Source organism: Bacteroidia bacterium (genome assembly GCA_016218155.1).
Lineage (GTDB): Bacteria > Bacteroidota > Bacteroidia > Bacteroidales > GWA2-32-17 > GWA2-32-17.
The window spans coordinates 1-25,084 of record JACREQ010000112.1; the positions used below are offsets into that span (position 1 = coordinate 1).

Annotated in this window: 18 protein-coding genes; 5 read left to right on the plus strand and 13 right to left on the minus strand. The window is 31.1% G+C overall.

Annotated elements, in window-relative coordinates; genetic code table 11:
* Both HY951_19245 and HY951_19250 read right to left on the minus strand, forming a co-directional pair.
* A partial coding sequence (locus HY951_19245) for a ribonuclease HII (GenBank protein MBI5542201.1) occupies positions 1-453 on the minus strand: 453 nt, incomplete at its 3' end.
* Complete coding sequence (locus HY951_19250; GenBank protein MBI5542202.1) at positions 437-1,663, minus strand: DNA/RNA non-specific endonuclease; 1,227 nt, start codon at positions 1,661-1,663, stop codon at positions 437-439. The genes HY951_19245 and HY951_19250, both read right to left, overlap by 17 nt.
* A 112-nt stretch (positions 1,664-1,775) precedes the next feature.
* Here HY951_19250 and HY951_19255 point away from each other — a divergent pair, with 112 nt between their 5' ends.
* Positions 1,776-2,546: an RNA methyltransferase gene (locus tag HY951_19255; protein MBI5542203.1), complete on the plus strand. Its 771-nt coding sequence runs from the start codon at positions 1,776-1,778 to the stop codon at positions 2,544-2,546.
* A gap of 187 nt (positions 2,547-2,733) precedes the next feature.
* Here HY951_19255 and HY951_19260 read toward each other — a convergent pair whose 3' ends face one another.
* The 4 genes from HY951_19260 to HY951_19275 form a co-directional block, all read right to left on the minus strand.
* Positions 2,734-3,882, minus strand: a complete 1,149-nt coding sequence (locus HY951_19260; GenBank protein MBI5542204.1) for a hypothetical protein — start codon at positions 3,880-3,882, stop codon at positions 2,734-2,736.
* A 125-nt stretch (positions 3,883-4,007) separates the two neighbouring features.
* Complete coding sequence (locus HY951_19265) at positions 4,008-4,733, minus strand: biotin--[acetyl-CoA-carboxylase] ligase (protein MBI5542205.1); 726 nt, start codon at positions 4,731-4,733, stop codon at positions 4,008-4,010.
* Positions 4,734-4,745: 12 nt separating this feature from the next.
* A complete protein-coding gene (locus HY951_19270; GenBank protein MBI5542206.1) occupies positions 4,746-8,417 on the minus strand; it encodes a hypothetical protein in 3,672 nt (1,223 codons plus the stop codon).
* Between the two features lie 25 nt (positions 8,418-8,442).
* Positions 8,443-8,916, minus strand: a complete 474-nt coding sequence (locus tag HY951_19275; protein MBI5542207.1) for a 23S rRNA (pseudouridine(1915)-N(3))-methyltransferase RlmH — start codon at positions 8,914-8,916, stop codon at positions 8,443-8,445.
* 124 nt (positions 8,917-9,040) lie between these two features.
* Here HY951_19275 and HY951_19280 point away from each other — a divergent pair, with 124 nt between their 5' ends.
* The 4 genes from HY951_19280 to HY951_19295 are packed head-to-tail and all read left to right on the plus strand — an operon-like array spanning position 9,041 to position 11,723.
* A complete protein-coding gene (locus HY951_19280) occupies positions 9,041-9,445 on the plus strand; it encodes a DUF4783 domain-containing protein (protein ID MBI5542208.1) in 405 nt (134 codons plus the stop codon).
* Complete coding sequence (gene nadC / locus HY951_19285; GenBank protein ID MBI5542209.1) at positions 9,438-10,283, plus strand: carboxylating nicotinate-nucleotide diphosphorylase; 846 nt, start codon at positions 9,438-9,440, stop codon at positions 10,281-10,283. The genes HY951_19280 and nadC overlap by 8 nt, the downstream gene beginning before the upstream one ends.
* Positions 10,284-11,255, plus strand: a complete 972-nt coding sequence (locus HY951_19290) for a YihY/virulence factor BrkB family protein (protein MBI5542210.1) — start codon at positions 10,284-10,286, stop codon at positions 11,253-11,255.
* A gap of 54 nt (positions 11,256-11,309) precedes the next feature.
* Positions 11,310-11,723 carry a hypothetical protein gene (locus tag HY951_19295; protein ID MBI5542211.1) on the plus strand — a complete coding sequence of 138 codons (414 nt, stop codon included), beginning with the start codon at positions 11,310-11,312 and terminating at the stop codon, positions 11,721-11,723.
* Positions 11,724-11,779: 56 nt separating this feature from the next.
* Here HY951_19295 and HY951_19300 read toward each other — a convergent pair whose 3' ends face one another.
* From HY951_19300 to HY951_19330, 7 genes are all read right to left on the minus strand, one after another.
* Complete coding sequence (locus HY951_19300; GenBank protein MBI5542212.1) at positions 11,780-13,699, minus strand: tetratricopeptide repeat protein; 1,920 nt, start codon at positions 13,697-13,699, stop codon at positions 11,780-11,782.
* Between the two features lie 53 nt (positions 13,700-13,752).
* Positions 13,753-14,481, minus strand: coding sequence for a hypothetical protein (locus tag HY951_19305; protein MBI5542213.1), 729 nt, complete (start codon positions 14,479-14,481; stop codon positions 13,753-13,755).
* Positions 14,482-14,636: 155 nt separating this feature from the next.
* On the minus strand, positions 14,637-18,410 hold the full coding sequence (locus HY951_19310) for a hypothetical protein (GenBank protein ID MBI5542214.1): 3,774 nt from the start codon (positions 18,408-18,410) through the stop codon (positions 14,637-14,639).
* Positions 18,411-18,587: 177 nt separating this feature from the next.
* Positions 18,588-19,391 carry an energy transducer TonB gene (locus HY951_19315; GenBank protein MBI5542215.1) on the minus strand — a complete coding sequence of 268 codons (804 nt, stop codon included), beginning with the start codon at positions 19,389-19,391 and terminating at the stop codon, positions 18,588-18,590.
* 3 nt (positions 19,392-19,394) lie between these two features.
* Positions 19,395-19,799: a biopolymer transporter ExbD gene (locus HY951_19320; protein ID MBI5542216.1), complete on the minus strand. Its 405-nt coding sequence runs from the start codon at positions 19,797-19,799 to the stop codon at positions 19,395-19,397.
* Positions 19,800-19,801: 2 nt separating this feature from the next.
* Positions 19,802-20,521 (minus strand): MotA/TolQ/ExbB proton channel family protein, encoded by a 720-nt coding sequence (locus HY951_19325; GenBank protein MBI5542217.1) that lies wholly within the window; start codon positions 20,519-20,521, stop codon positions 19,802-19,804.
* A gap of 119 nt (positions 20,522-20,640) precedes the next feature.
* The gene (locus tag HY951_19330) at positions 20,641-25,044 is read right to left on the minus strand and encodes a translocation/assembly module TamB (protein ID MBI5542218.1); all 4,404 of its coding nucleotides are present in this window, start codon (positions 25,042-25,044) and stop codon (positions 20,641-20,643) included.
* Positions 25,045-25,084 lie beyond the last annotated feature (40 nt).

Consider the following 25,084-nt stretch of genomic DNA (forward strand, 5'->3'; position numbering starts at 1 on the left):
ATCTCTGTAAGTCTTTGCTAATACAGACGCAGCAGCAATTGACTGGTATTTTTCATCACCCTTAACAACACACGTATAAGAAATATTTTTGTAAGGTTTAAATCTGTTACCATCAACTAAAATATGCTTTGGCACTTTAGAAAGTTTATCTAAAGCATTTTGCATTGCCAACACTGAAGCCCAAAGAATATTTATTTTATCGATTTGATTATTATCAACCATTGCGATGCCATAACATATTGCAGTGTTTTGAATAATTTCTCTTAATTGATACCTTAATTTTTCAGAAAGTTTTTTGGAATCATCCAATCCAACAATGTTCACATTTTTTGGTAAAATTACTGCAGCAGCAAAAACAGGACCTGCCAGACAACCTCGTCCTGCTTCGTCACAACCGGCTTCCAGAATCCCGGCTTTCATGCAAGACAATAAAGTTTTAGTCTCCGCTTTCATCATCTAAAAATTCTAAGGCTTTTTCGTTTTTAAGCTCCATTGTTGGTTTATCCTTGTACTTATCGATATTTCCTGTAATACAAATTTTCCTGTTCATTAATACTGTTGCAGGTTCGTAACTAAAATTTGCCACATTAGTTTTCCAGATTGTAAATGAAAATATCTGATTAGGAAACTTTTGGTCGAGATTAAAAACTATTCCTTTTGAATCTTTCAAAACTCTTGATGCTACTACAGTTCCACAAACCGTTGCTTTCTGGTCGTAGAATTTTTCTGCATCAACAGTATTTATTGCTCCCTTGGGTAATTCTTCAACTTCCAGTGGTTTAGCTCCACCTGCCTGCTCTTTGTTAAGCCACGAGTCAATATTATTCATTTTTTCAATTCTGTCCTGTAGTGTATCTGGTAAGGAAGCAAAGAAATTAATTCCTGTTACTTTCTCAACACTGTCAATTGAAACCGCATAACTTATAATTGGCTTAGTATTGGTGCCATTAAGCATTATAAAAGCAATACCTTTTTTATCGTTTCCATTTATATCAACAATAATTTTATAATAATATTTTGGAACAGAAATCATTTTTTCTTTACCGATTTTTTTAAGACTATCTGTTAACAGTCCTCCTGTAACAACGAATACAGGTTCGTTATATTCCAGTACATATTGTCGCACAAAATCTTCTAATTGCGACCATTTTCCTCTGTTAAATTCAGGTTTCTGCGGCGACATGTTAGAATAATAATACGATTCACTCAATGCCCTTTTCGACCAACGAAAATCTGCCGAAGCAGCTAAATGCCCTCTGTCATAACCAGTATTAAAATAATCTTCTTTGCCAGGTGTGCCAGAAATAACCATTGAATCTTTTCTAAAGTCATTTGTTCTCGATTGAATTCCGGTTTTTATATCAGGTAAAATCATATGTACCACCCATAGTGATTGCCCATGCCTTTCATCGTAAAACATCGACATTGCGGAATGATTAATAAGCATTCCTTCGCCAGATATTTTTGGCAAACCGTATTGTTTAATTTCTTCCCTTATCCATTGTAATTTAAGACTTTCCAGCTTTTGATTATATACTTTCTGACTATCTGAAAAAGAAATCAATTTATCTTCAAACTGCTTAATTTTCTTTTCGGTATTAGTTTGAGCAATAATAATATTACAACTAAATATTAAAAACAACAACACAAATAGCTTATTCATTTATCTAATTTTTCTAAAAACAATATTAAAGTTTAAAATCTTTACCAAATTTACCAAATCATTAGAGAAAACATGCATTTTTTTCTTAATTTCGACAAATAAAATATTCTTTATGCTTTCAAAAGCAATTATAAAACTAATCCGTTCGCTCGATCAAAAAAAGTACAGAGTTGAGAATAATCTGTTTGTAGTCGAAGGACATAAAATAGTTGGAGAAATTATTAAATCAGATCTTAAAATAAAATATTTAATTGCAGTTAAAGATTGGTTAGCAGAAAATAAAAAACTCCCAAAAACTGAAATATTTGAAGTAACTGAAAAAGAACTTCAGCAAATTTCTTTTCAAAAAACACCACAGCAGGTTTTAGCTGTTTGTAACATTCCCGATAACAGATTAAATTTTGAGGATTTAAAAAACACTTTAACTCTTGCTCTTGATGATGTTCAAGACCCTGGTAATTTAGGAACTATTATTCGTATCGCAGATTGGTTTGGAATTAAAAACATTATAGCAAGCCCTGCAACTGCTGATTTATACAATCCAAAAGTAATTCAGGCAACAATGGGTGCTTTTGCAAGAGTTAATGTACATTATCATTCACTTCCAGAGTTTTTTAACAAAATACAATCAGAAACAAATTTACCAATTTACGGAACAACTTTAACCGGTGAAAACATTTACAAGCAAAAACTCACTAATAATGGGATTATTGTTATGGGAAGTGAAGGTAACGGTATCTCCAAAGAAGTTCTAAAAGTCTTAACAAATCAACTATTTATACCACCATTTCAATCTGATTCACCAACCAGCGAATCGCTAAATGTGGCAACTGCAACTGCTATAATTTGCGCTGAATTCAGAAGACAACAAAGTTCAGAATAACTTACAACATTTAGTGCAAGCGTCCGCTTGTGCTAATAACAATATTTAATTATAACGGATGGAGCTTGACATAGCTGGGCGATTAGCCCTAGTGGATATCAAGCCGCTGGGGTGTATGTATTTTGTTACAGTTGTCAAGTTACCACCGCCCGCCCAGTTATGTTAAGGTAGTGTTAGCCATAGTATTTTATTGAATATAAATATTTTTTATTCGGGTTGGAACTAGTGAGTAATTCTCGTAAAACATTAAAGTTGCATTTCCAGTTCCTAGATTAATATGTCCATCAATTAAACCACATTGGTTTGATTCATATGTTCCAGGTACTGGTTGGAACCAACCATTTAGAGTTCCTGTCTCATAAGCAATAGCCCAACTATTATTTATAATTTTTAAATGTGTTCCATTTGGTAAATTTGCACATATACTATAATTCGAACCTGGAGAGTATATTGTATCTGCATTTAAAATATTTATTCCATATATTCCTGTGTCAGGGAAAACAATATTATTTGTAACAGTATAATTGCAAGAGTCTTTATACAGGTTTATATATTTTTCGAAATCTGGAATTGTCGTTGTTATACCTAGCGAAATATATTTATTCTCAATATTGCTTCTTATGTTTGTTAGTGAAAGTAATTTTGTGTCATTAATTAATGATGATCCAAGAGTTGGACTATTTAAAATACCATCTGTACGGATATCTGTACTAATATCGCCAAGCAATTGAGTCAATTCTGCTTCGGTTCTATAACCTTGAAGAATCAACGAAACAGCAAGTAATATTGCGTTATTGTCGCCTTCCTTAGAAATATCAAGCAATTCCGATTCAGGAATTCCAGATTTTTGAATAGAAAAGATATTTAATATTTCACTTTGTGCTTGCTGCTTTGCTGCATTAAAAGTCAAGCCTTGATTTAATAGATATTCTATTCTCGAAACCTCTAGAGTACTTAGCAAATTAACGTTTACAGTATTTTTATTCGTTATGTCTGACATGGCATAAAGTGAAATAGCAGCATTTGAATTGGAATTTGTTATTTCATTAAAATAAAATCCATCTGCTTTTAGTTTCGCAAAAGAAGTTTGAATTTCGATATTGTTTATTTCAAAAGAACCAAGATTATCTAATATTTGAGTATTAAAAGATTTTCCAGTTTGCAAGAAACTTTCATTTAATTCAAAAAGAGTCAACGAAGACCCATTTACAAAAGGTCCTTTTTGACTTAATCCATCAATTTTAGCTTTATAAAAAGTATCTGTTTCTTTTTTATCCTTTTTGCATCCAAAAAAAATAAATACAATAAGAATTGTCATTCCAATAATCTTTTTCATATTCTCAATATTTAAGTTCATTTTAAATATTATGGCTAACTTATTTATACAAACCATATCATCATACACATATAAAATATATTAGTCGTATATGTATTGTAATTTTTCATTCTTATCATATTAATTTACATCATCCTTATCTCATGCATCCCATAACATCCTACCCTACCATCATTATGTTTTAATTGTATATGCCCGTTTGGTTCTACTTTAATGATTGTTGCTTTAAATATTTCGCCATCTTTTACAAATGAAGATTCTTTACCACATTTATACAACAATGAATTATACTTTATGTCTATATTGTTAAACTCGGAGTCTTTTAACTGCTCATAACGCGTCATTATTAAGCCATGTAGGAGTTTTAAGCTTTCCTCTAATACAAAAGGAACTTCTGTCATCATTTTTAAAGAAACTGCATTTGACAAATTGTTAGGAAATTTTTCCTGATTAAGATTAAGTCCAATACCGATTACCGCTGCATTCAACTTTTGTCCAATCCATGTATTCTCTATCAAAATACCAGCAACTTTTTTATCTTTAATATAAATATCATTAAACCATTTAACATAGACCTCAGAACAAAATAATCCAACATAATCGGCTAAACCAAGTGACACAATTTTTGATAAATATGCCTGATTCTCGGGCTTTAAAAATGCAGGTCGTAAAACAATTGAAATGGTTAAATTTTGTCCTGGTTCGCTTTCCCAAACATTCGTATTTTGACCTCTGCCGTTTGTTTGATTTTCTACCCAAATTACTGTTCCTTCTTTTAAATCCTGATTTTCTAGCAACTCTAATGCAACAGAATTTGATGATTTTGCTTCTTTAATTTTAATTATTTCCATATAAATATAATTTTAAACACAAGGTAATTCAACAAAGAAAGTAGTTCCTTCTCCTGCTTTTGTAACATACTGTATTTGTCCGCCCATTCCTTCAACCATATTCTTAACCATTGCAAGACCTAATCCCATACCGCTTGTTTTTGTAGTAAAATTAGGGTTAAATAGCTTTTTCTGTACTTCATCAGTAATTCCGGTTCCATTATCAGAAATCTTAACAATTGCCAATGATGAGTAGTTTAATGTCTCTACTTTTACTAGTCCCTCTTTACCGGATGGGATAGCCTGAATAGCATTTTTAACTAGATTAGTCAGCACTCGTAATATTTGCTCTTTATCAGCATTAACATATATCTCTTCAATATTATGATTTTCAAAAACAATATTCACATTATCGCTCTGCTTATATAACTGAACAATACTCTGAGCTTTTTCCACAATATTAATTCTCTCAATAACCGGCGACGGAAGCCTTGCAAATAATGAAAACTCTGAAGCTATTGTTGAAAGTGCATCAATTTGTTCAATTAATGTTTTTCCCATTTTATCAACCAGATTCTCCCATCCCGGGGTTTTATCATTATACGAACGAAGCAGATGCTGAACAGAAAGTTTCATAGGAGTGAGCGGATTCTTTATCTCATGTGCAATTTGTTTTGCCATTTCTCTCCAGGCTATCTCCCTTTCCGATTTTGCTAATATTTCGGCAGAACTGGAAAGCTCTTCAAGCATTCTGTTATATTCACTTACAAGTGAGCCAATCTCATCCATTCGCTCATACACTATTGGTTCATTCTTTTTCCCAAGTTCAATTTCCCGGAATTTTCTTTGTAACATAATCAACGGTCTTGTCAAACCATTTGTTATAAATACTGTTATTGACATTGCCAGCAAAATCAATATCAAATAAATATTTACAAGAGTAATTGCAAATGAAGATACTTCGCGTGTAAGCGTATTTTGTCTTGTAAAATATGGCAGATTCAAATAAGCAATTACCTTGCCTTTTACATTATAAAAAGGAACATAAGCCGATAAATACTTTAACTCACCTATATGTTCTTCAAGAATAACTTCAGGCTTATATTGGTATAATATGTTATAATATGCTTCAGGATTAATCAGATTTCCAACAAATCCCTTATTAAATACCTCAGGTCGTGAAGTTGCATAAAGCTTACCATTGTTGTCATACAGATTTATATCAGAATAAAATACATTAGAAAACTTTATTAGTAACGATGTAATAAATTCTGTTTGTTCGGGGAGTAGTTTTTCTTCTTTGCCAATTTTATTATTTAGCTCAACCAATACAGACTGTATTTTTTCCGAAATATTATCATAATTCTTTTTCTCATAACGGGAAATAATATAATAAACAGTTCCACTTCCAATAAGAATAAATGAAAGCACTAAAACTGATATAAATGAAATTAAAATTCTTGAACGAATATTTAATGTAAATTTTATACTAAGCTTATTTATATTTCTTATTAAAACAAATGATAAAAACAAAATAAAAAACAAAACTATAGTATAAGAAAGACCTATTATAACGTCATAAAATGTGGGTGCAGGAGTACTTAAAACAATTGTAGTATTTTTATCATATTTATAAAATAAATGCTCATACCCCTCGCTCCTTTTAACAAAAAATTCTTGTTTAGGAACATTATATGCATTTAAAGAAAACCTATACTCAAACTCGCCATTACGTGTTAATAGTTTTCCGTTTCTGTATTTTGCATAACTATATTTCTTTGCAATATTCGCATCGCTAACCTTTTTGTCTAATAGCAATTCGGGATACCCTAATTCCTGACTTAATAACCTGGAATCAAGCTCAATGAATAATCGTGTACTTAATGAATCGAATCCTTTTGGTAAAAATGTTAGTATTCCTAAATAACTAATTCTACCCTTTTCATTGTCAACAAAATAAAAATTTGTACCGGGAATAATCACACCTTGATCTTTAACTATCTTTTCAAAGAAATCAAAACAACCATAAAATTCGCCTGTTTGCTCAATCTTTAAATTATCATAAGATGTACAAACAGTAGTCTGAATATCGTATTTAGTCCAGAATCCATAAAAATAATTCTCGCGCAGATATTGAAATATTTCAAACCGTTTATCAAGTGGTTTTCGTGCCAGTTCAGAAATGGTTTTATCTTCAACAATTTTCTTTTGCAAATCTTCGAGAAGCATTTCGGCAACAAGGTCGCGTTCATTGGAAAGTCCAATTGCAACAACTTTTCTTACATTTAACGATTTTACCTGACTGTAATATAATGTAAAAGCAGTAAAATAAATAGCAGTTAGAAAAATCAGAATAACATACTTATAAAATCCGAAATTTTTAATTGAATATCTGAATATAGCAAGCAATACAAAACTCGAGATAAAAAATAACAAAGAATACAATTCTTTATTTTCCTGAATAAAAAAAGTAACTGCAAAAACTAATAATTCAGGAATAATAAACCAGGAAATTACTTCCTTAATACTAAACCACCTTCTTAATATAATTATAGCCTTATCAAATATAAAGAATTGCGAAGAAAACAGTAATGTAAGTATTGCAAATGCTGTTATACTGTTTATATCAATATCAAGAATATTATAAATCTGAAAAGAAATATTTGAGTCAAGAATAAGACTTCTGGCTAATAAAACAATAAAATATGATGAAATTACACTTAACCCTAACCATAAAATCAAATATATTTTGGGTTTTGAAATATAACGTGAAAAAGTTAAGGTTGTATATTCTCTGTAAAATATTAAAACAATATAAAAAATAAGTATTGCATCTATTAAAACATCACCTAATGAGGGTAAAATTATTGATGAGGCATATGCACCGGGACCAAAGAATTCTTTTTCATACAAGACATGAGGAAATTTAAAATACATCATTAAGCCTCTAATAAATAGCAGACATAATGAGATTATTAGAATTGTTAAGTTTTTATTTCTCAAACTTGTTGTTCTAATAAATTTTGAAATAGCAAACAATAAACTAATAAACGCTAACAAATAGAATAAAGATGGCAACCAGCCATGTGACTCGGTTAAATGAGATTCCTCTTTAGGCATTAATGTAAACAAGAAATTTCCCTTGTTATCTTTAATTTGGAATCCATTCTTCTGTGGAGCAATTGTAACATTAAAATTACCCGTAACATTTAATACAGAATTAAAATTATCTTTTAGAAATTTATTCTCTACCGGGTATTCATTTTTTATTAAAACAAAACCTACTATTTTAATCTCATTAATTGTTTTCTGTTCTGTTACCACCCATGCATTATTAACAAAGGCAACAGGTTGAAGGGTATCTCCTAAAAACTGCCAATCTTCAATTATAAAAGAATTATCACTCCAGAAAACAAGTTTCTGGTTTTTATAAGCAAATAAATAAAGTCCCGAATTTGATAAAGTTTTTGAATATTCATTAAAAGCTTCTGGCAAAAATCTTTCTATCCCTTTTTTTTCTATTCTTTTAGAAAATTCTTCTATCTTAAATTTTAATTCACTTCTTTGTGATTGCAGTGTTTGGGAAAATGAATTTACATTAATCTTTTCAGAAAATGTATGAGAAATAAAGTATTCACTGGCAATTCCTGCAAGAAGTGAAATAATTACAAATATTAACCAAAGTTTAAAAGGTATTTTTCTCATCAAATCAAAGATATAAAGAAATGTTCTATTTATGATGATACGGCAAACCTTTTAAAATAGTTGCGGCACGATATAATTGTTCTATAAAAATTAACCTTACCATTTGGTGTGTAAACGTCATCTTAGAAAGAGATATTTTGTTGCTGTATTTTTTTTTCATTTCCTGAGAAAATCCATATGCTCCTCCCGCTACAAAAACCAGTCGTTTTTTTCCGGTATTCATCATCGATTCCAGTTTATTGGCAAACATTTCTGAGGCATAATGTGTTCCATTTTCATCTAAAAGAATAACCTCATCTGTTTCCTTAATTTTAGCTTCAAATAATTTAAATTCATCATCCATTTGTCTTTTGATATCGAGCTTGCCATGTAATTTTGGCTCTGAAATAATTTCCATTTCAAACTGATAAAAAGATTTCAATCGTTTTTCAAAATGCTTTATGCCCTCATTAACAAAATCTTCATCAGTCTTTCCAAAAACTAAGAGTACAATCTTCATAAAGAATAATATTTTGTAAAATTATTTTTAACTTGCAGAATAAATTTTAACTATTCTATCACTAAAATAAGTAGTTCTGGTTTAATTTTTGATTTGTATATTTCTCACAAAATAAATGAATAAAATGAAAAAGTTACATTTTATTTCGGTAATTATCGGTTTAGCACTATTTTTAGGTAATTTCGAAAATGTATTTGCAGGCGATCTTCCTGATGGAGTTGCAAATGCCTTAAAATCTGGGAATGCCAAAGAACTGGCAAAACATTTTAATGCTAATATCGACTTAACATTAATTGACAAACAGGATATTTATAGTAAAACACAAGCGGAAATTATTCTAAAAGAATTTTTCAGCAAAAATGTTCCTTCAAATTTCACGATTATGCATCAGGGTGGAAAAGAAGGTTCTAAATATGTAATTGGTAATTTAACCACTTCAACAGGAACTTATAGGGTTTCGTTATTTTTAAAGAATCAGGACAATACTCAGGTTATTCAACAACTTCGCATTGAAAGTGGTAATGAATGATTTATGGCTTAATGCATTTATTAAAAATGCTATTAATGAAGATTTAGGCGACGGCGATCATACTTCACAAGCTTGTATTCCGGCAGATCAAAAAGGAAAAGCAAAATTGCTTGTAAAAGAGTCAGGAATTATTGCAGGAATTGAAATAGCTCAAAAAATTTTTATGCAATTTGATAAAGATTTCACATTTGAAATCTTTAAAAAAGATGGTGACTATTGCCATGCTGGTGATATTGCTTTTTTTGTAGAAGGAAAATCATCATTATTACTTCAGGCAGAACGTCTGGTTTTAAATGTAATGCAAAGAATGAGTGGCATTGCTACACAAACAGGCAAATATGTAAATGAACTTAAAGGATTAAAAACAAAAATACTCGACACCCGCAAAACAACACCCGGGTTTAGATTCTTTGAAAAAGAAGCTGTAAGAATTGGCGGTGGTGTTAACCACAGAATAGGCTTGTACGATATGATTTTAATTAAAGATAATCATATTGATTTTGCAGGAGGAAACATAAAAGCAATTGAAAGAGTTCACGAATATCTTTTGCAAAAAAATAAAGATTTAAAAATTGAAATAGAAGCAAGAACCATAAACGATGTTAAAGAAATAATCAGCTATGGAAAAGTTGACCGGATTATGCTTGATAATTTCTCAATTGAGGATACAAAATTTGCAGTAGAATTAATAAACGGAAAATTTGAGACTGAATCGAGCGGTGGCATCACTTTAGAAAATTTAAGAGAATATGGTGAATGTGGTGTTGATTTTATAAGCGTGGGTGCGCTTACTCATCATGTAAGAAGTCTTGATTTAAGCTTAAAAGCAATAAAATAAATGCCGCTTAAACACATTCGCCAAAGAATCAAATCTTACCTTCCAGCTACTTTAGTAGATAAGGTAAAAAGTTTTACTCTTCCTGGTTTCGATAAACAGCCTTTATATTCTGTAGGAAAATTTTTTATTCAGAGTTTAAATAAAGGAGCACTAACAGTAAGAGCATCTTCTATTGCGTACAATTTGTTTTTAGCAATTTTCCCTGCACTTATATTCTTCTTTTCATTAATCGCATATATCCCTATTGATAATTTACCTCAGGAATTATTAAGAATTTTACAAGATGTTATGCCAACAAACGCATATTTATCAATCAGAAGCACTATTCTGGATACTGTAATGAATAAGCGTACCGGCTTGTTATCTTTTGGATTTATTACAGCATTGTATTTCTCAACAAATGGCATAAATGCATTAATCGCTGCTTTTAATGCTTCGCAATTTGTAACAGAAAGCCGTAACTGGTTACAATGTCGTGGAATTTCTTTATTACTTGTTATTCTTCTTTCTATACTTCTAACCTTGGCAATTGGACTACTTGTATTCAGTCAGAAAGTATTTGGTTATTTGATTTCTAATGAAATAATTAAGGAAAATATTATTTATTACCTTATAATAGCAGGTAAGTGGCTAATTGTTATACTTGCATTCTTTTTTGCTATTTCTTTGCTATATTATTTAGCTCCAGCCCGCAAATCAAAGTTTAGGTTTATTTCTGCAGGTTCAACAATGGCAACTATTTTTTGTATGCTTATTTCACTTGGGTTTACATATTATGTAAATCATTTTGGTCAGTATAACAAAATCTACGGGAGTATTGGGACATTAATTGTACTTTTAATTTGGTTATATTTTAATGCGCTTGTTTTACTAATTGGTTACGAACTTAATTGGAGTATTAGAAATTCAAAGCATTCAAACCATTTTCTTTTAGCAGACAATAGTACTGATAATGACAATCTTGCAAGGTAGTGCAACAAGTTTTATATAATTAGCGTATAAAAACCAGAAAAATAAATTTGAACTATGTATAAGTTTCTTTTTATAGCTTTTTTGTTTCTTCAATTTTCTGCCTTCAGCCAGCAAAAGATTAAATATGACGATCTGGAAGAAAAAGATGGTTTATTTTATGAACAAGGTTCAAAAACTCCATATACCGGTCAATGTGTAACAACGTTCCCTAGTGGTAAATTAGGTATGGGTGGAAGCATTAAAAATGGTTTACGTGATGGTGAATGGATTTGGTTTTATGAAAACGGCAACAAAAAAAGATATTGTGTTTACAAAGCAGGCTTAAAAGATGGTGCCAGCATTTTCTTTTATAAAAACGGAACAAAAAAATCTGAAATAATTTTCAGTAATGATAAAAACATAAGACAAACATCATGGGACGAGAATGGAGCAAAAATCAGCAATCCATCTTTCTCTTCTTTCAATTAATTTTTGCGATACGCAATAACGCAAGCGTCTTTACATGTGATATAGAAACACCCTGATTATTGTGGTTGCAAATACTTAGAATCTAACTGTGCTGCTTTATCTAAATAAATTTTGGCATTTGCATCATCGCCCATTCCTTTATAAGTTATACTTATAAAATATGTTGCCAAAGCGTTCTCAGGTTTAAATTCTACACATTTCTTAAAAGCATTTATCGCTTCATTTCTTTTGCCCAATGTAGCTAAAGTACTTCCAAGATTCATCCATGCATCAGAAAATGCAGGATCATATTTTACTGCTTTTTCATAAACTTCAAGTGCTTTTTCAAATTGTTTATTGTTAAAATATATAACACCCATATTGCTATATGTTATGGATTTTGTTGGATTTCGATCCAGCGCTAATTGGTAATATTTTAATGCAGAATCATTCATGTTTTTACGATAATACGCAAGTCCAATCTGATCGTATGCATCAGCAAAAGTCGGAACAATTTCTGCTGCTCTTGAAAAATGAAAAATAGCAAAATCTAAATATTCGGGATGCACAACTTTACCTTCTCTGTTAAGTGACAAATCTTTCATTACACTTAGCCCATAATAATATTGCATATGGGCACTATTGGGGGATTTCCAAACATCTGCAGCATATAGTGACAAATTAGATTTCCAATCTTTATTTCGCAAAATAATTTGACTTGGATAAGCGATTATGGTAGGTATTATAACAATTAACAATCTATTATTTAACTTAAAGATTAAATTTGATTTTGTTACGGGTGAATATTCAACAGCTATTTTAAACAACTTTAATACTAACCATGAGACTGCTATGCTAAAAGCAAGTGATGGAACAAACAAAAATCTTTCACCAAACGAAGAGCCTATTAGCATAAATATATTTGAGTATAGCGACATAGTAATAAAAAAGAAAAATACCGAAAAAACTAAAACATGTTTTGTTTTAAATTTCCAGACAGAGACTATTACCATTGATAATAATACAATAAAGGAAATTATAAACCATACATTACCAATACCAACTATAGGAATTTGGTTAAATGAATAATCGCAAACTAAAGGATATGGAACAACAAGTAACCATAAATATTTACCCATAATTTTAATAGCCGTTGCATACCTTGTTATCATATCAGGTGCCGCAACCAATAAATTATCTACACTTGACACAAAAGCCATTTCGGGCTGATTTGCTAATACTTTAGCTCTTATTGCTAGAAATATTAATGCAGGAATGAGCATTACACTTGTTATAAATATATTTTTGCGTATTGTTGTATCTGTAAAAAAATAAATAACAAGAGGAATTACAGCTAAAAACGTAATTGCACTTTCTTTGGATAGAAAAGCTAAAAAATATGAAATCATCCCTATTATTAACCATTTTTTTTTCGAACTATTTATATACTCTATAACAAATCTTAATGTTAACACAAGGAAAAAGAAACTCAGAATCTCGTCACGACTTTTTATATTTGCTACAACCTCTGTGTGTACAGGATGTAGTGCAAAAATAATTGTTGCAATAAATGGAAGAAAGACATTAAATTTATAAAATATTTTTCTTAATGTTAGAAACAACAACATACAAGCTAAAGAATATAACAGAACATTAATTACATGTCCAGGCTTTGGATTATCAGGCCATAATTGCCATTCCGCTGCAAACATTACAAGTGATAAGGGTCGGTATAAATCATCTGCAGAACTCCAGTAGCCATACCTATATGAAGTTTTAAATATTGTTGGAACCGACTCAACACCACGTTTAACAACCCAGTTTTCTTTTATTACCGAAAAATCGTCTAATACATACCCATTTTTAAAAGTATTAGCATAAACAATAAAAGAAAGCAACAGAATAGTAAAAGACATTAATCTAATTGTAAGAACATTATCTTTTACTACAACATTCTTTACAGAAGATTTTGGAATATTTTTAACTTTTGGTTTCATTGAACAAAAAATTTATGCTTCTAAATTAGTATAAATGGGAATTAAATAATTATCTATTTGCAATATTTATCAATATATGTTTTTACACTTTTCTCTCCCAATTCCTGAGCTTTTTTCCAGCTAATACAAGCTTCGTCCATTCTTTTTAACTTAAATAACACTATCCCTTTATTTGCATAGATACCAGCCTTTGAATTATTCAATTTAACAGCATAGTTAAAATCTTCCAATGCTTCAGAATACATATTCTTTTTTAAATAGCAGATTCCTCTACTAGAATAATAGTCAAATACAATAGGATAATCTTCTCCATTAGTTTTACTAAATTTTATTGCCTTATTAAATTCGAAAATTGCTGAATCAATTTTATCTTCTTTCAAATAAAGTTTTCCTGAATGGTAACAAAATTCATCATCCTCATAGAAAAATAATTTTGCTTTATTTAAATATTTTTTCTGAGTTTTAATATTTCCTGTTTGAAATAACGCGTGATTTATTAATGTATAAGCTTCCCTAATTGAAGAATCTAATTTTATTGCCTTCTCTAACTTAGTAATAGCATTTGTATATGATTCTTGTTTTATTTCAATGTTAGACAGATTAATTAATTCGATTGCTTCATTGTGAGAATCAACTGAAATCTGAGCATAGGAATTACCATTTACTACAATAAATATAACAAATAGAAAAACCTGAATCATTACCCTACTTGCAACAATAATCTCTTTTTGAACAATTACTTTTAGTGATGAATTTAGAATATTCTTCTTATTTAGTCTCATCAAACAAAAAATTTATGCTACTAAATTAGTATAAAAGTAAACGAAAACAAAAAATGTATTAGATTCTCTTAAAGTCTTAAATTGACTCTGTTTTAAAAATCACAATAAAAATTATTTATCTATAATCTGATTACTCAGATTATAGATAAAATTCGTTATTGGGCAATTTCTGTAATTTTCATTGTCATTATTCCGCTAAAACCATAAACATTGCTATCAAGGTTTGAAGAGTTAAAATAACAGGTTCCACTGCCTCCTGTTTCTCTTCTGTATTTAAAACCATATATGTAAGATGTGCCGGAAGTAAGGCCACTGTCTTTGGCTGTCATAATAACAGTCATTCTATCGTTACCATCTGTACCGTTACCAGGTCTTCCAACAAAAGATACTTGCTGACGGCTTCCGTTTACAGGACCAACCCCCACAAGAACTTCAGTTCCACCAATATCTCTGATGAGCTGCATGTCAAAAACGGTATTACTTGCCATAGCAGTGTTGATTGGAAAACTGTATTCGACAAGAATTATACTGTTGTTAAATTTCGGGGTAAAACTAATCCGATAATCAGTATTTGCCTCAGTATACGTTGTTACATTTAATGAACTTGGCAAATCAGATGTTTTAACAATGGTCTGAACAACCATACCTGGCGAATAAATACTACCACTAACTTTTAAATTTCCATTTACTTCTAATTGTTCAGAAGGATTTGAAGTTCCTATTCCAATATTTCCTGAATTTTTAATTGTTAATCGTTCATTATTTCCCCCAGTATAAAAATGCATATCACCGGTAACTTCAGATAATGTTAATCCATTAGCATTATTGCTTTCTATCATTGAAACTCCCTGAGTATACCTACCATTTGCCGGATAACCTGAACTCAGTTTATAAAAGTAAAAAGTATTTCCTGCATTGTTGATTAGTTCAAGCGATGACAATCCAGTTGGATCAGCGTCTTCAATTTTTATTTTTCCAGGTTGACCGGCAACAATTCCTCCTTTTACATGAAGACGAGCAGTTGGAGTTGTTGTTGCGACACCAACATTACCACCTTTTCTGACAAATAAACCAGTAGAACCAGGTGTATCACCCCAAACCGTCATATATGCTCCTGTATTATTTATATTAGTATTATATATATATCCAAAAACTGCTGATTGACCTGCTCCTAAAGACTTACCAATAAAAATATTATTATCCTCATAATCACCATCAAGTGCTGAAAAGAATTTTGCTAAAGTTAAATCATCAGCGGTACTTGTAGTATTAACATGTAAAAGTGAAGTTGGACTTGTTATTCCAATTCCTAGATTTCCACTTTCACCTAATATAGTCATTAATGGCTCTAATGTTGTTCCGGCAGTATTTTTTCTTGCTATAATATAACTACCAGGAAATGCAGGGGCAGTAGGAAAAACAAAAGTCACATTATTCTGTAATGAAAATCTGTCAAGATAAAAACCAGTTTTTGTGCCAGCTAAAGGTCCGGATGTATTATCATTATAAATAATAAGTTTTTCACCACTAGCACCATAACCAAGCCCTAAATCCAATCTTGCATTTGGAGTACTTGTTCCAATTCCAACGTTTCCGGTACTTGAAATTCTCATTTTCTCAGTAAGTACACCGCCTGAACTTTGACCTTTTGAAATAAAGGCTAAATGATTAGAATAGTTTCCATCGTCAATTGCCTGTATTCTGAATTGTATGGGCTGGCTTGCAGAAGCCCATCCTTTAAAATCGATCGCAGAAGTTGGACTATCTATTCCTGAAGCTTGGGCAGTAGGGTTAGAAAGTGTTAAAACAGGACCCGTACTTGAACCAGTTTTTTCAAGCTGTAGGATACTTCCTGGGTTTGTTGTTCCGATTCCCATGTTTCCTGAACCTGTTACTCTTACCATTTCATTGCCGCCTATCGTTTCAATTCCCCAGCTACCGGTTGGGGTTATGGTTCCTAATAATCTTTTACCTGCCACAGGATTTCTCATATTGAAGTCACCATTACCGGGATTATAATCTAATCCGATTTTTTCGATAGCATCCCATTCCCATATATTTATCATACCTGTTGCGCCGAATTTCGCATTTCCTCTTACATCAAGTTTAACTGCCGGAGAAGTTGTTCCTAAGCCAACATTACCAGTTGAAAAATCTCCATAAATCAAGGGAGGGTTTGAACTACTATTAGCTATGTACAATTTGTTAGAACCGGTTTCGTTAAATCCTGCCTGGTATCCAAGAAAGACGTTACCAGAACCTAAATTATTTTCACCACTTTTAGTGCCAACTGCCACATTATATGCTCCAGAAACATTATATAATAATGCATCGTATCCCAAGGCAACATTTCTATAACCTGATGTTGAGAAATACATAGCCTGTAATCCAACAGCTGTATTTTCATGTCCTGAAATATTGGTTAACATGGCTGCTTTTCCTACAGCAGTATTGTGATTTCCAGTTTCATTACTTGTTAATGCCCAGTTTCCAATAGCAGTATTGTAATTACCTGAAGTATTAGAAAAAAGAGTTTGAATCCCAAAACCCGTATTTGCAGAACCGGCATCAACATTGCCAGCTTGATAGCCATAAAATGTTGTACCCAATGGATCAATTCTTCCTGACTTTTGATTATTAACTTTAAAGTTTAAAGCCACATTATCTTTTGTTCCAATAAAATTAGTTCCATCAATTGTGCCTGCATTTCCATTTAAAGACCATGCATTAGTATTAGGCAATTTAACAAATCCCCCATTACTCAAATATATTGTATCGTTACTTATACTCAATACTTGTATCTCATTTGTTACAGATCCATCAACTTCAGTAAACGATGTTAAATATCCTGCATCATTTGTAAAAGCACTTACATTTGTAGGAGCACCTGTTAAACTACTGTATTGTCCATTAAATCCTGCCGGCAATTTAACAAAACCACCATTACTCAAACGAATTGTATCATTACTAATACTTAATAATTGAAGCTCATTTGTTACAGAACCATCAACCTCTGTGAACGATGTTAAATATCCTGCATCATTTGTAAAAGCACTTACATTTGCAGGAGCACCTGTTAAACTACTGTATTGTCCATTAAATCCTGCCGGTAATTTAACAAAACCACCATTACTCAAACGAATGGTATCATTACTAATACTTAATAATTGCAGCTCATTTGTTATAGAACCATCTACTTCAGTGAACGATGTTAAATATCCCGCATCATTTATAAAATGACTTACATTTGTTGGAGTGCCTGTTAAACTATTATATTGTCCGTTAAATCCCGCGGGTAGTTTTGCAAATCCACCATTACTTAAATAAATAGTATCATTACTTATGCTTAATGTTTGTATTTCATTTGTTACAGAACCATCAACCTCTGAAACCAGATAACCGGCAGTTGAATGATTCCCCCAACCATAAACTGTATTCCAATTTGTTATATCATTATTTGCAATTCCATTTGCAGGAGAAGTTACAAAAACTGGATCAGTCTCAGTAATGGCACCAGTTATTGATTCTGCAGTTTTTGAATGTAAAGCATAAGGAACAGATAATAATTGAGTAGTTCCCATTGAAATGTAACCAGAACCAAGATCCATCTCAATTTCTAAAAATTTATCCCCTGTTTGCCAAGAAATTGTTGAAAAAACTCCTTGTTGAACTACACCATCACCAACATCAAGAGTAATTAATCCAAATTGATTTGTTACAATAGAAAATGTTTCCTGATATGCAATTGTTCCTGTAGCTATTAAATCATGAATTGACAATCTAACATTGACTGACTGATTCTGTACAACAACTCCCAAATTATCTCTACAAATTCCCTGATATTTAAACTTCTGAGGTGTTTGAGAAATGGCTTGAATACAAATCACAAAAATTAAAACGGTTATTAAAAATAAATTTTTAATCTTCATATTAAAATTGTCAGTGATTAAAGTGCTGACTCCGCACATTTTAGATTTAGGGTAAATTTATTCCAATTCAATAAACCAAAATACAATAATATTGCAGATAAACAAATTTATTAAAAGTGTTTAAAAGCAAAGTAAAGAATATTAAAAAATTAGCAATTTAATTTAACTGTAAAACTACTATTGTAACATAAAATTATATGTAATAGTACCCCTCTGAAGCTCAGTAGCGTCAGGATTTGGATCAAACTTGGCTTTAAATGCAGCATTGTAAGCAGCGTCCAAATAATTCTTTGACAATAAAGTTGAACCTTTTACTCCGGCAGTTGCTTTAGTAACAACACCACTACGGTCAACAAAAATTTCAACTACAACTTTTCCCTGTTCGTTTCCCGGATAATTTGGTTTTGGGAGAGTACCAACCATTTTTCTATTTCCAAGATTATAGAAATTTCCTCCATTACCAGGTCTATTGCCATTACCAGGATCTCCTATATGATTTTTTGCATTAAGATCGCCATTAGGGTTACCCTGATCACCGGGTTTACCTGTTTCACCTTCACTTCCACCTGATGTTGCTTTAAATAATGCTAAAGGATTTACGCTTGGCTCGTTTATCTGCGGTTGAGTAGTAGTATTGCTATTATTTGTCTTATTTTTATCCTTTGGATTTGCTTTAATTGCAATAGCCTCTTCTGAGTTTTGTGTTAAAACATTATCATCACTTGCCTGAACATTGTTTGCAGCTTGCTCCTGATTATTGTTAGGATTTGGGTTGGGATTATAAGTTTCAGGCTGAATGTCACCCATACCATTATCAGAAAAACCTAAATTAACTTCCATTCCCGGACCACCACCATCAGGGTACGGAGGATTGGGAGTTCTAATAATATAAAATATCATTAACAAAACCAATAAAGCATGTGCTACAATAGTCAATATTGCAGGTAACCAAACTCTGGTATGTTCTTTTTCGTTTACCATAAACTAGCTATTACCATGCTTTGTTGCCAACACCATTTTAATTTGAATCTTAGTACCTATCTGAAGTATATCGACTAAATCCTGAACAGAAAGACTGCTGTCAAAACGTAAAACGATTGTAGGACTTTCAACATTTGCTGCAAGTTTTTTAATTTCTGCTTCAAGGTTTTCTAAAGGAACTTCTGAATTATTTAAATAATATCTTTTGTCCTTATCAACTGAAAGAGTAATTGGAACTTTATTTACTGTTGTGCTTGCTGTTGCTTTAGGTAATAATAATTTAATAATAGATGGATTAGCTAAAGTTGAAACTATCAAAAAGAACAATAAAAGAAAGAACATAATATCGTTCAGTGAACCGGTATAAACCTCGGCTGTAGAACCCGTTCGTCTGTTTCTTAAATTCATAATTATACTTCTTTTTGTAAAATATCAATAAACTCTATTGCATGATCTTCCATATTAAAGATAACCTTATCTAATAAAAGATTTAGATAATGATATCCTACATATGCAATTACTCCAACTATAAGACCTGATGCACTGGTAATCATTTTTTCATAAAGACCACCTGAAATAACACCAATTTCTAAACTACCTTGAAGTGATATGTTATAGAAAATCTTGATTACACCCATTATTGTTCCGATAAATCCTAACATTGGCGCTACCCCTGCAACAATTCCCAAAATTTTAAGATTCTTTTCCAGTTTTGAAATTTCAAATCGCCCAACTGATTCCATACTTCTTTCAATTTCTGGAATTGGTTTACCAATTCTTGCAATTCCTTTTTCTATCATTCTTGAAACAGGAGTATTTGTTGATTGGCATAATGTTTTTGCATTATCTATTTTCATATCAAGGATATACTCTTTAATTTTACTCATAAAATTATTATCCTCTTTACGTGCTTTAATTATTGCAACAAGCCTTTCAATAAAAATAAAAACAGCTAAAAAAGAAAGAATAAAAATTGGATACATAATATATCCACCTTTCATAACAAGATCTAGAAGCGATAACGAATCAACAGCCGTTGTAGCCGCAGCCGTAGTTGGAATTTGCGATACTGTATTGGCAACTGTATCCTGAGCTGCACCACTTCCTGTAATAATTTGCAATAATGTCATACTATTAATATTTATTTATGCTAAGGTAGGTACCAAGCTTAAACGTTATAATTACGTGAAATATTATTTATCAACAATAGTTTGTTGATGGCACCATAGCTTATGCGCCTGATTATATGCTATTTATCTTTTGGCTGATTACTTATTTCTTCTTCTTTCTTTCTTGTAAAAACCGATTTCCAGTATCGTCTTAGTAATTCGCCAAATGAATCAAAATCTTCTTTATAAAACAATCCTAAACCCTGAGTATAAGGACTGGTATCATTTATTATATCAGTATTTGAGCGGTTAAAACCTTTTACCATTAACTTTCCCGACTTATTAATTTTGACATCAACTTCAAAATCACCAACAAAATTGCTTGATTGAGTTGCCTGGTTACCCCCCACTCCAACGTTACCGTTTAAGGTTACTCTATCATTAAAAATCTGTGTACTTAAAGCAAGCTCTACCTCATCATGCGTAAGCTCATCACCGGGACGGTAATTCACACCAATATCAAAATCTTTTGAAATTTGAGAAAGCCACTGACTAAGCTGATTGGACAATAGTTCTGAAGAATTCATTCCTACTGCATTTCCGCTTCTTGTTTCGGCAGTTTGTTGACCACCCCTGAAACTTTCAGGAGTAACAAAGCGACTTAGAACAAGCAATGAAATAATTTGTTTATTAATATCTTCATTTGATAAACTGCTAATCACACTATTTGGCTTACTATCTCCTTCTGGCAATTTAATACTGAACAAAAAATCAGGCTTCATCAGGCTATTTCGCATATTTAACACGCATTCAACAGGCACCCTTTGCTTATATGTTGAATCTAACATTAAATCATATAAACTTGCTTTTAAGCGATAAATAGCGGTAATGTCAAGAATTGCCATATATGGATTTCCATTCCAGCTAATAGTTCCTCCTTTTTCGACGTTGAATTTTTTATTTATAACATTTTGCAGTGTAAACAAATAATCCCCACTCTCAATAGTATAATCACCGAACATATTAAAATCACCGGTAGGAGTAATTTCCAGTCTTAAATTTCCATTACCTCTACCTTTGATAACATCACCCATTTTTGAATCAAAAATTATTTGCACCTCAGCATCCGGAGTTGCCTGAATATCAAAATTCATTTTTATTCCTGAAACGTCGACTTTTTGCTCGGTGTTAATTTTTACAGAATCTTTTTCAGAGCTTACATATCTTATAAAGTTATTTTCAGATACCTCAGAACCACTTGAAAGAGGAATAAAGATTTTTGTATCCTTTTCTGTTTTTGCAGTAACATCTATTGACAAATTCTCGGGACTTCCAGATATATCAACAACACCTGAAGCATATGCTTTACCATAAAACAACTCATTATCTTTTTCAGTAGTGTTTAACATCATAAATTTATCTGTAACAAATCCCAGATTAAATTTCAAATCAGAAAAATTATTATGTTTTATGCCTCCGTTTAAAACAGCTTTATTTCCATCTGCATCAAAAATATCAACATTTTTAAAATCAAACGAAGTTGGAGTAACTGTTACATCTGTTGTTAAGTTATAACGTGTTTGCAAGTATGTTACCATAAATGAAGCTTTCTGCAACTTCATTAATCCATTAATTACCGGCTTTGAGATATTGCCTGTAACAGTTAAATCACCACTGGCAATTCCTTTTAAATCGCTCAATATATCATGAATATATGGCTCGGCGATTCCTATTCTTAACTTATCTAGAACAACGTGAAAATCAATTTTTCCATCTGTATAATACTTTCCATCAAAATCAATTGTTTTAATATTTCCACGCTTTGTGTTACCTGATATTTTAATATTATCAGATAAATCATCCCATTCGCTGTTTATAAATGCATTTCCTAAATCCTCATTATTAACTTTTAAATCTTCGACATTTATACTTGCAAATATTTTTGATTTTCCGAGCAATCCTGAAAAATGAGATTCCCCGCTGATAATACCATTCAAATCAACCCCTGATTTAGCTAAAAACAAGTTAGAATTAGCCAGATCGATCTGATTTAACAAAACTGTTAATGTATCAGTTAGTTTTTTACTAATGTTACCATTTGCGAAAATATACTGTGATTCATGATTTATTGTAAGTTGTTTTATACTTATTAAAGAATCTGAAATTTCTACTTTTGCATCATTAATATACCAATCCATATTTGAAAAAACAATCATTGAAGGATTTGATTCTACCATTAAAGATGGCCATTTTTTCCCTTCAGAATTTTGCAATCTGAAAGAAAGACTAACATCACCTTTATAAATAACTGTATCAGGATTGTTCCATGTAAAAGCAATTTCACCTAAATTATTTTTTGTAAACCCCTGTAAATCGAGATTTCTCATATTCAGATTTTCAGCCAGTCCGAGATTTTTTGTTTTACAATCAAATAACAACGTTCCATTCTCGGTATAAAATTTAACTTCAGGTTTTTCTGCTGTAATTCCGGAATACGAAATATTTCCGTTTTGTACACTAATGTTTAAATTTTTGTTAACTGAACTGAACTTTGTTACAATTCTTGTTTTCTTTTCAATTAATAATCCTGGAGCAAACTCTTTAAGCAAACTATCGGTATTGTTAAATTCAACATTTAAATCAAAAATATTTTCATAAGGTGGTTCTTTTGCCTTTTTGTCGACAGGATCTGGAGTATATATTCTAACTGAAGGAATATAACTATTAATAACCTTATCCAATGAATACATGATACTTGAAAAATGAACATTACCAGTTAATGTAGCATCAATAATTTCAGAATTTAATGTAATGTTGTTACCACTTGCATTTTTTTCTGATATCAAAGTAACATTTCCAAAAGATTCATTAATAACAGAAGATTTATATTTTAAATTAAACAGCTCTATTTTTCCTAAAAGATTATCAGGATTATCTCCACTAAATCTAGCGCTTAATAAAAATGATAATGTTGCCAGTGAATCATAATTTATTAACTTCAACTTGCCTAATCGAATTCTGCCGACATCAGCAGTAAAATTAAACATCGGAATTTTTTCAGAATAATCAATTTTCCCTAAAAAGTCTAAAGCTAAATTTGGATCATTAACTAATAAAGAGCCTTCAAAAGCACTTTCAGAAAGCTCCCCTTCAATTTTAACATTCTGGTATGTATAATCTTTAAATTCGATATCTTTAACCAATCCCTCAATTTTTGCATTTACTTTCTTACCTTTACTTCTTCCATCTACCTTAGCATCAAGACTGATTTTACCTACGGTATTTTTTAAATTAACAACACTCCCAAGATCAAATTTTTCAGAAATTAAATGACCATTAAAATTTGTATAACCTGTTAGTGTATCTTGCTTAATTGAAATATCAGTATTTAAATTTCCCATTCCGGTTTTTAAATCACCATAGGCAACAAAATCATTTGTATATCCTGTAAGCTGTCCTTTATAATAAATTCGTCCAAGACGCTCAACCTCTACAGGCAATTTAACTGTAAAATTTTTTGTGAAAGGAGGAATAGGAATTTTTTGAATATCATTTGCATCTGTTGATAATTCAGAGAGTTCTAAAATCATAAATGTTTCGTTAACAACAGGAAGACCAGTAACAGTAAAATTTCCAGAGATATATGTATTATCGGCATATTGTATTCTTACATTTTTTGCTTTAAAATCAGAAACAGTTCCTTTTATTTTACCCGTAAAAATTACTTTTTCATGTAGTCCCCATAAGGCTGAAGAAAAATATGCAATATCGCTTACTCCAACTAGTGAATGATTTATATCTGCATTTATTTTAACATTTGTAACGAATTCGGATAAGTCATCAACAGATTTCATTAAAAAAGCCAACTTTTTTGCAGAAATTCTGCTCGAGCTGGTATTAATAAGTGCATTTGTAAATACAATTCCATTAGTATCAATCAATACTTCGGCACTCATATTCTTTAAATTTATTCCGCACTTTTCTCTTCCATCAAGATTTACTAAATTTAATTTTAAAGAATCGCCCATCATTCTTACATTTCTAATACCAACATTTAACCTTGAAACATCAATATCACTATAATTCATACCTGTTGGTTGCGGAACTGCATCATATTTTTTATAAGAGAAATTAGCGTCTTTAATATCAACACCTCTTACAGTTAATGCCCATGGTAATGAAGCTGTAGTATCTTTCTCACCACTAAAAGCTTTAATAATAAAACTATAATTCATATTTCTTAACGAATCAAGAAAAAGATTAACTGTTGGTTTATCTAACACTATTCTGTTAAGATCAATTGTTCTCTCTGAAAAATTAATGTCTCTAATTGTTACTTTTATATTGTTTACATATAATAAGGTGTCCTTTAATTGGTCACGTACCAATACTTCTTCTAAAATAACACTATTAAACAATGAAATGTCAACACCACCAATAGAAACTTCAGTTTTTAATTTATCTGACAAATAAGATGCGACACGCTTTGTAATTATTGTTTGTATATATGGACTTTCAAAAATAATGTACGTAATTAGTACCAACCTTAAAAAAGCTAGCAATAATAAAAGCGGTATGTTCCTT

Bases quoted from the DNA above. Each gene is read 5' to 3' on its own strand.
- HY951_19315 (MBI5542215.1), bottom strand. From the start codon at position 19,391: ATGGTAAACGAAAAAGAACATACCAGAGTTTGGTTACCTGCAATATTG.
- HY951_19275 (MBI5542207.1), bottom strand. From the start codon at position 8,916: ATGAAGATTGTACTCTTAGTTTTTGGAAAGACTGATGAAGATTTTGTT.
- HY951_19270 (MBI5542206.1), bottom strand. From the start codon at position 8,417: ATGAGAAAAATACCTTTTAAACTTTGGTTAATATTTGTAATTATTTCA.
- HY951_19260 (MBI5542204.1), bottom strand. From the start codon at position 3,882: ATGAAAAAGATTATTGGAATGACAATTCTTATTGTATTTATTTTTTTT.
- HY951_19320 (MBI5542216.1), bottom strand. From the start codon at position 19,799: ATGAATTTAAGAAACAGACGAACGGGTTCTACAGCCGAGGTTTATACC.
- HY951_19300 (MBI5542212.1), bottom strand. From the start codon at position 13,699: ATGAAACCAAAAGTTAAAAATATTCCAAAATCTTCTGTAAAGAATGTT.
- HY951_19310 (MBI5542214.1), bottom strand. From the start codon at position 18,410: ATGAAGATTAAAAATTTATTTTTAATAACCGTTTTAATTTTTGTGATT.
- HY951_19265 (MBI5542205.1), bottom strand. From the start codon at position 4,733: ATGGAAATAATTAAAATTAAAGAAGCAAAATCATCAAATTCTGTTGCA.
- nadC (MBI5542209.1), top strand. From the start codon at position 9,438: ATGAATGATTTATGGCTTAATGCATTTATTAAAAATGCTATTAATGAA.
- HY951_19290 (MBI5542210.1), top strand. From the start codon at position 10,284: ATGCCGCTTAAACACATTCGCCAAAGAATCAAATCTTACCTTCCAGCT.
- HY951_19295 (MBI5542211.1), top strand. From the start codon at position 11,310: ATGTATAAGTTTCTTTTTATAGCTTTTTTGTTTCTTCAATTTTCTGCC.
- HY951_19305 (MBI5542213.1), bottom strand. From the start codon at position 14,481: ATGAGACTAAATAAGAAGAATATTCTAAATTCATCACTAAAAGTAATT.
- HY951_19325 (MBI5542217.1), bottom strand. From the start codon at position 20,521: ATGACATTATTGCAAATTATTACAGGAAGTGGTGCAGCTCAGGATACA.
- HY951_19280 (MBI5542208.1), top strand. From the start codon at position 9,041: ATGAAAAAGTTACATTTTATTTCGGTAATTATCGGTTTAGCACTATTT.
- HY951_19250 (MBI5542202.1), bottom strand. From the start codon at position 1,663: ATGAATAAGCTATTTGTGTTGTTGTTTTTAATATTTAGTTGTAATATT.
- HY951_19255 (MBI5542203.1), top strand. From the start codon at position 1,776: ATGCTTTCAAAAGCAATTATAAAACTAATCCGTTCGCTCGATCAAAAA.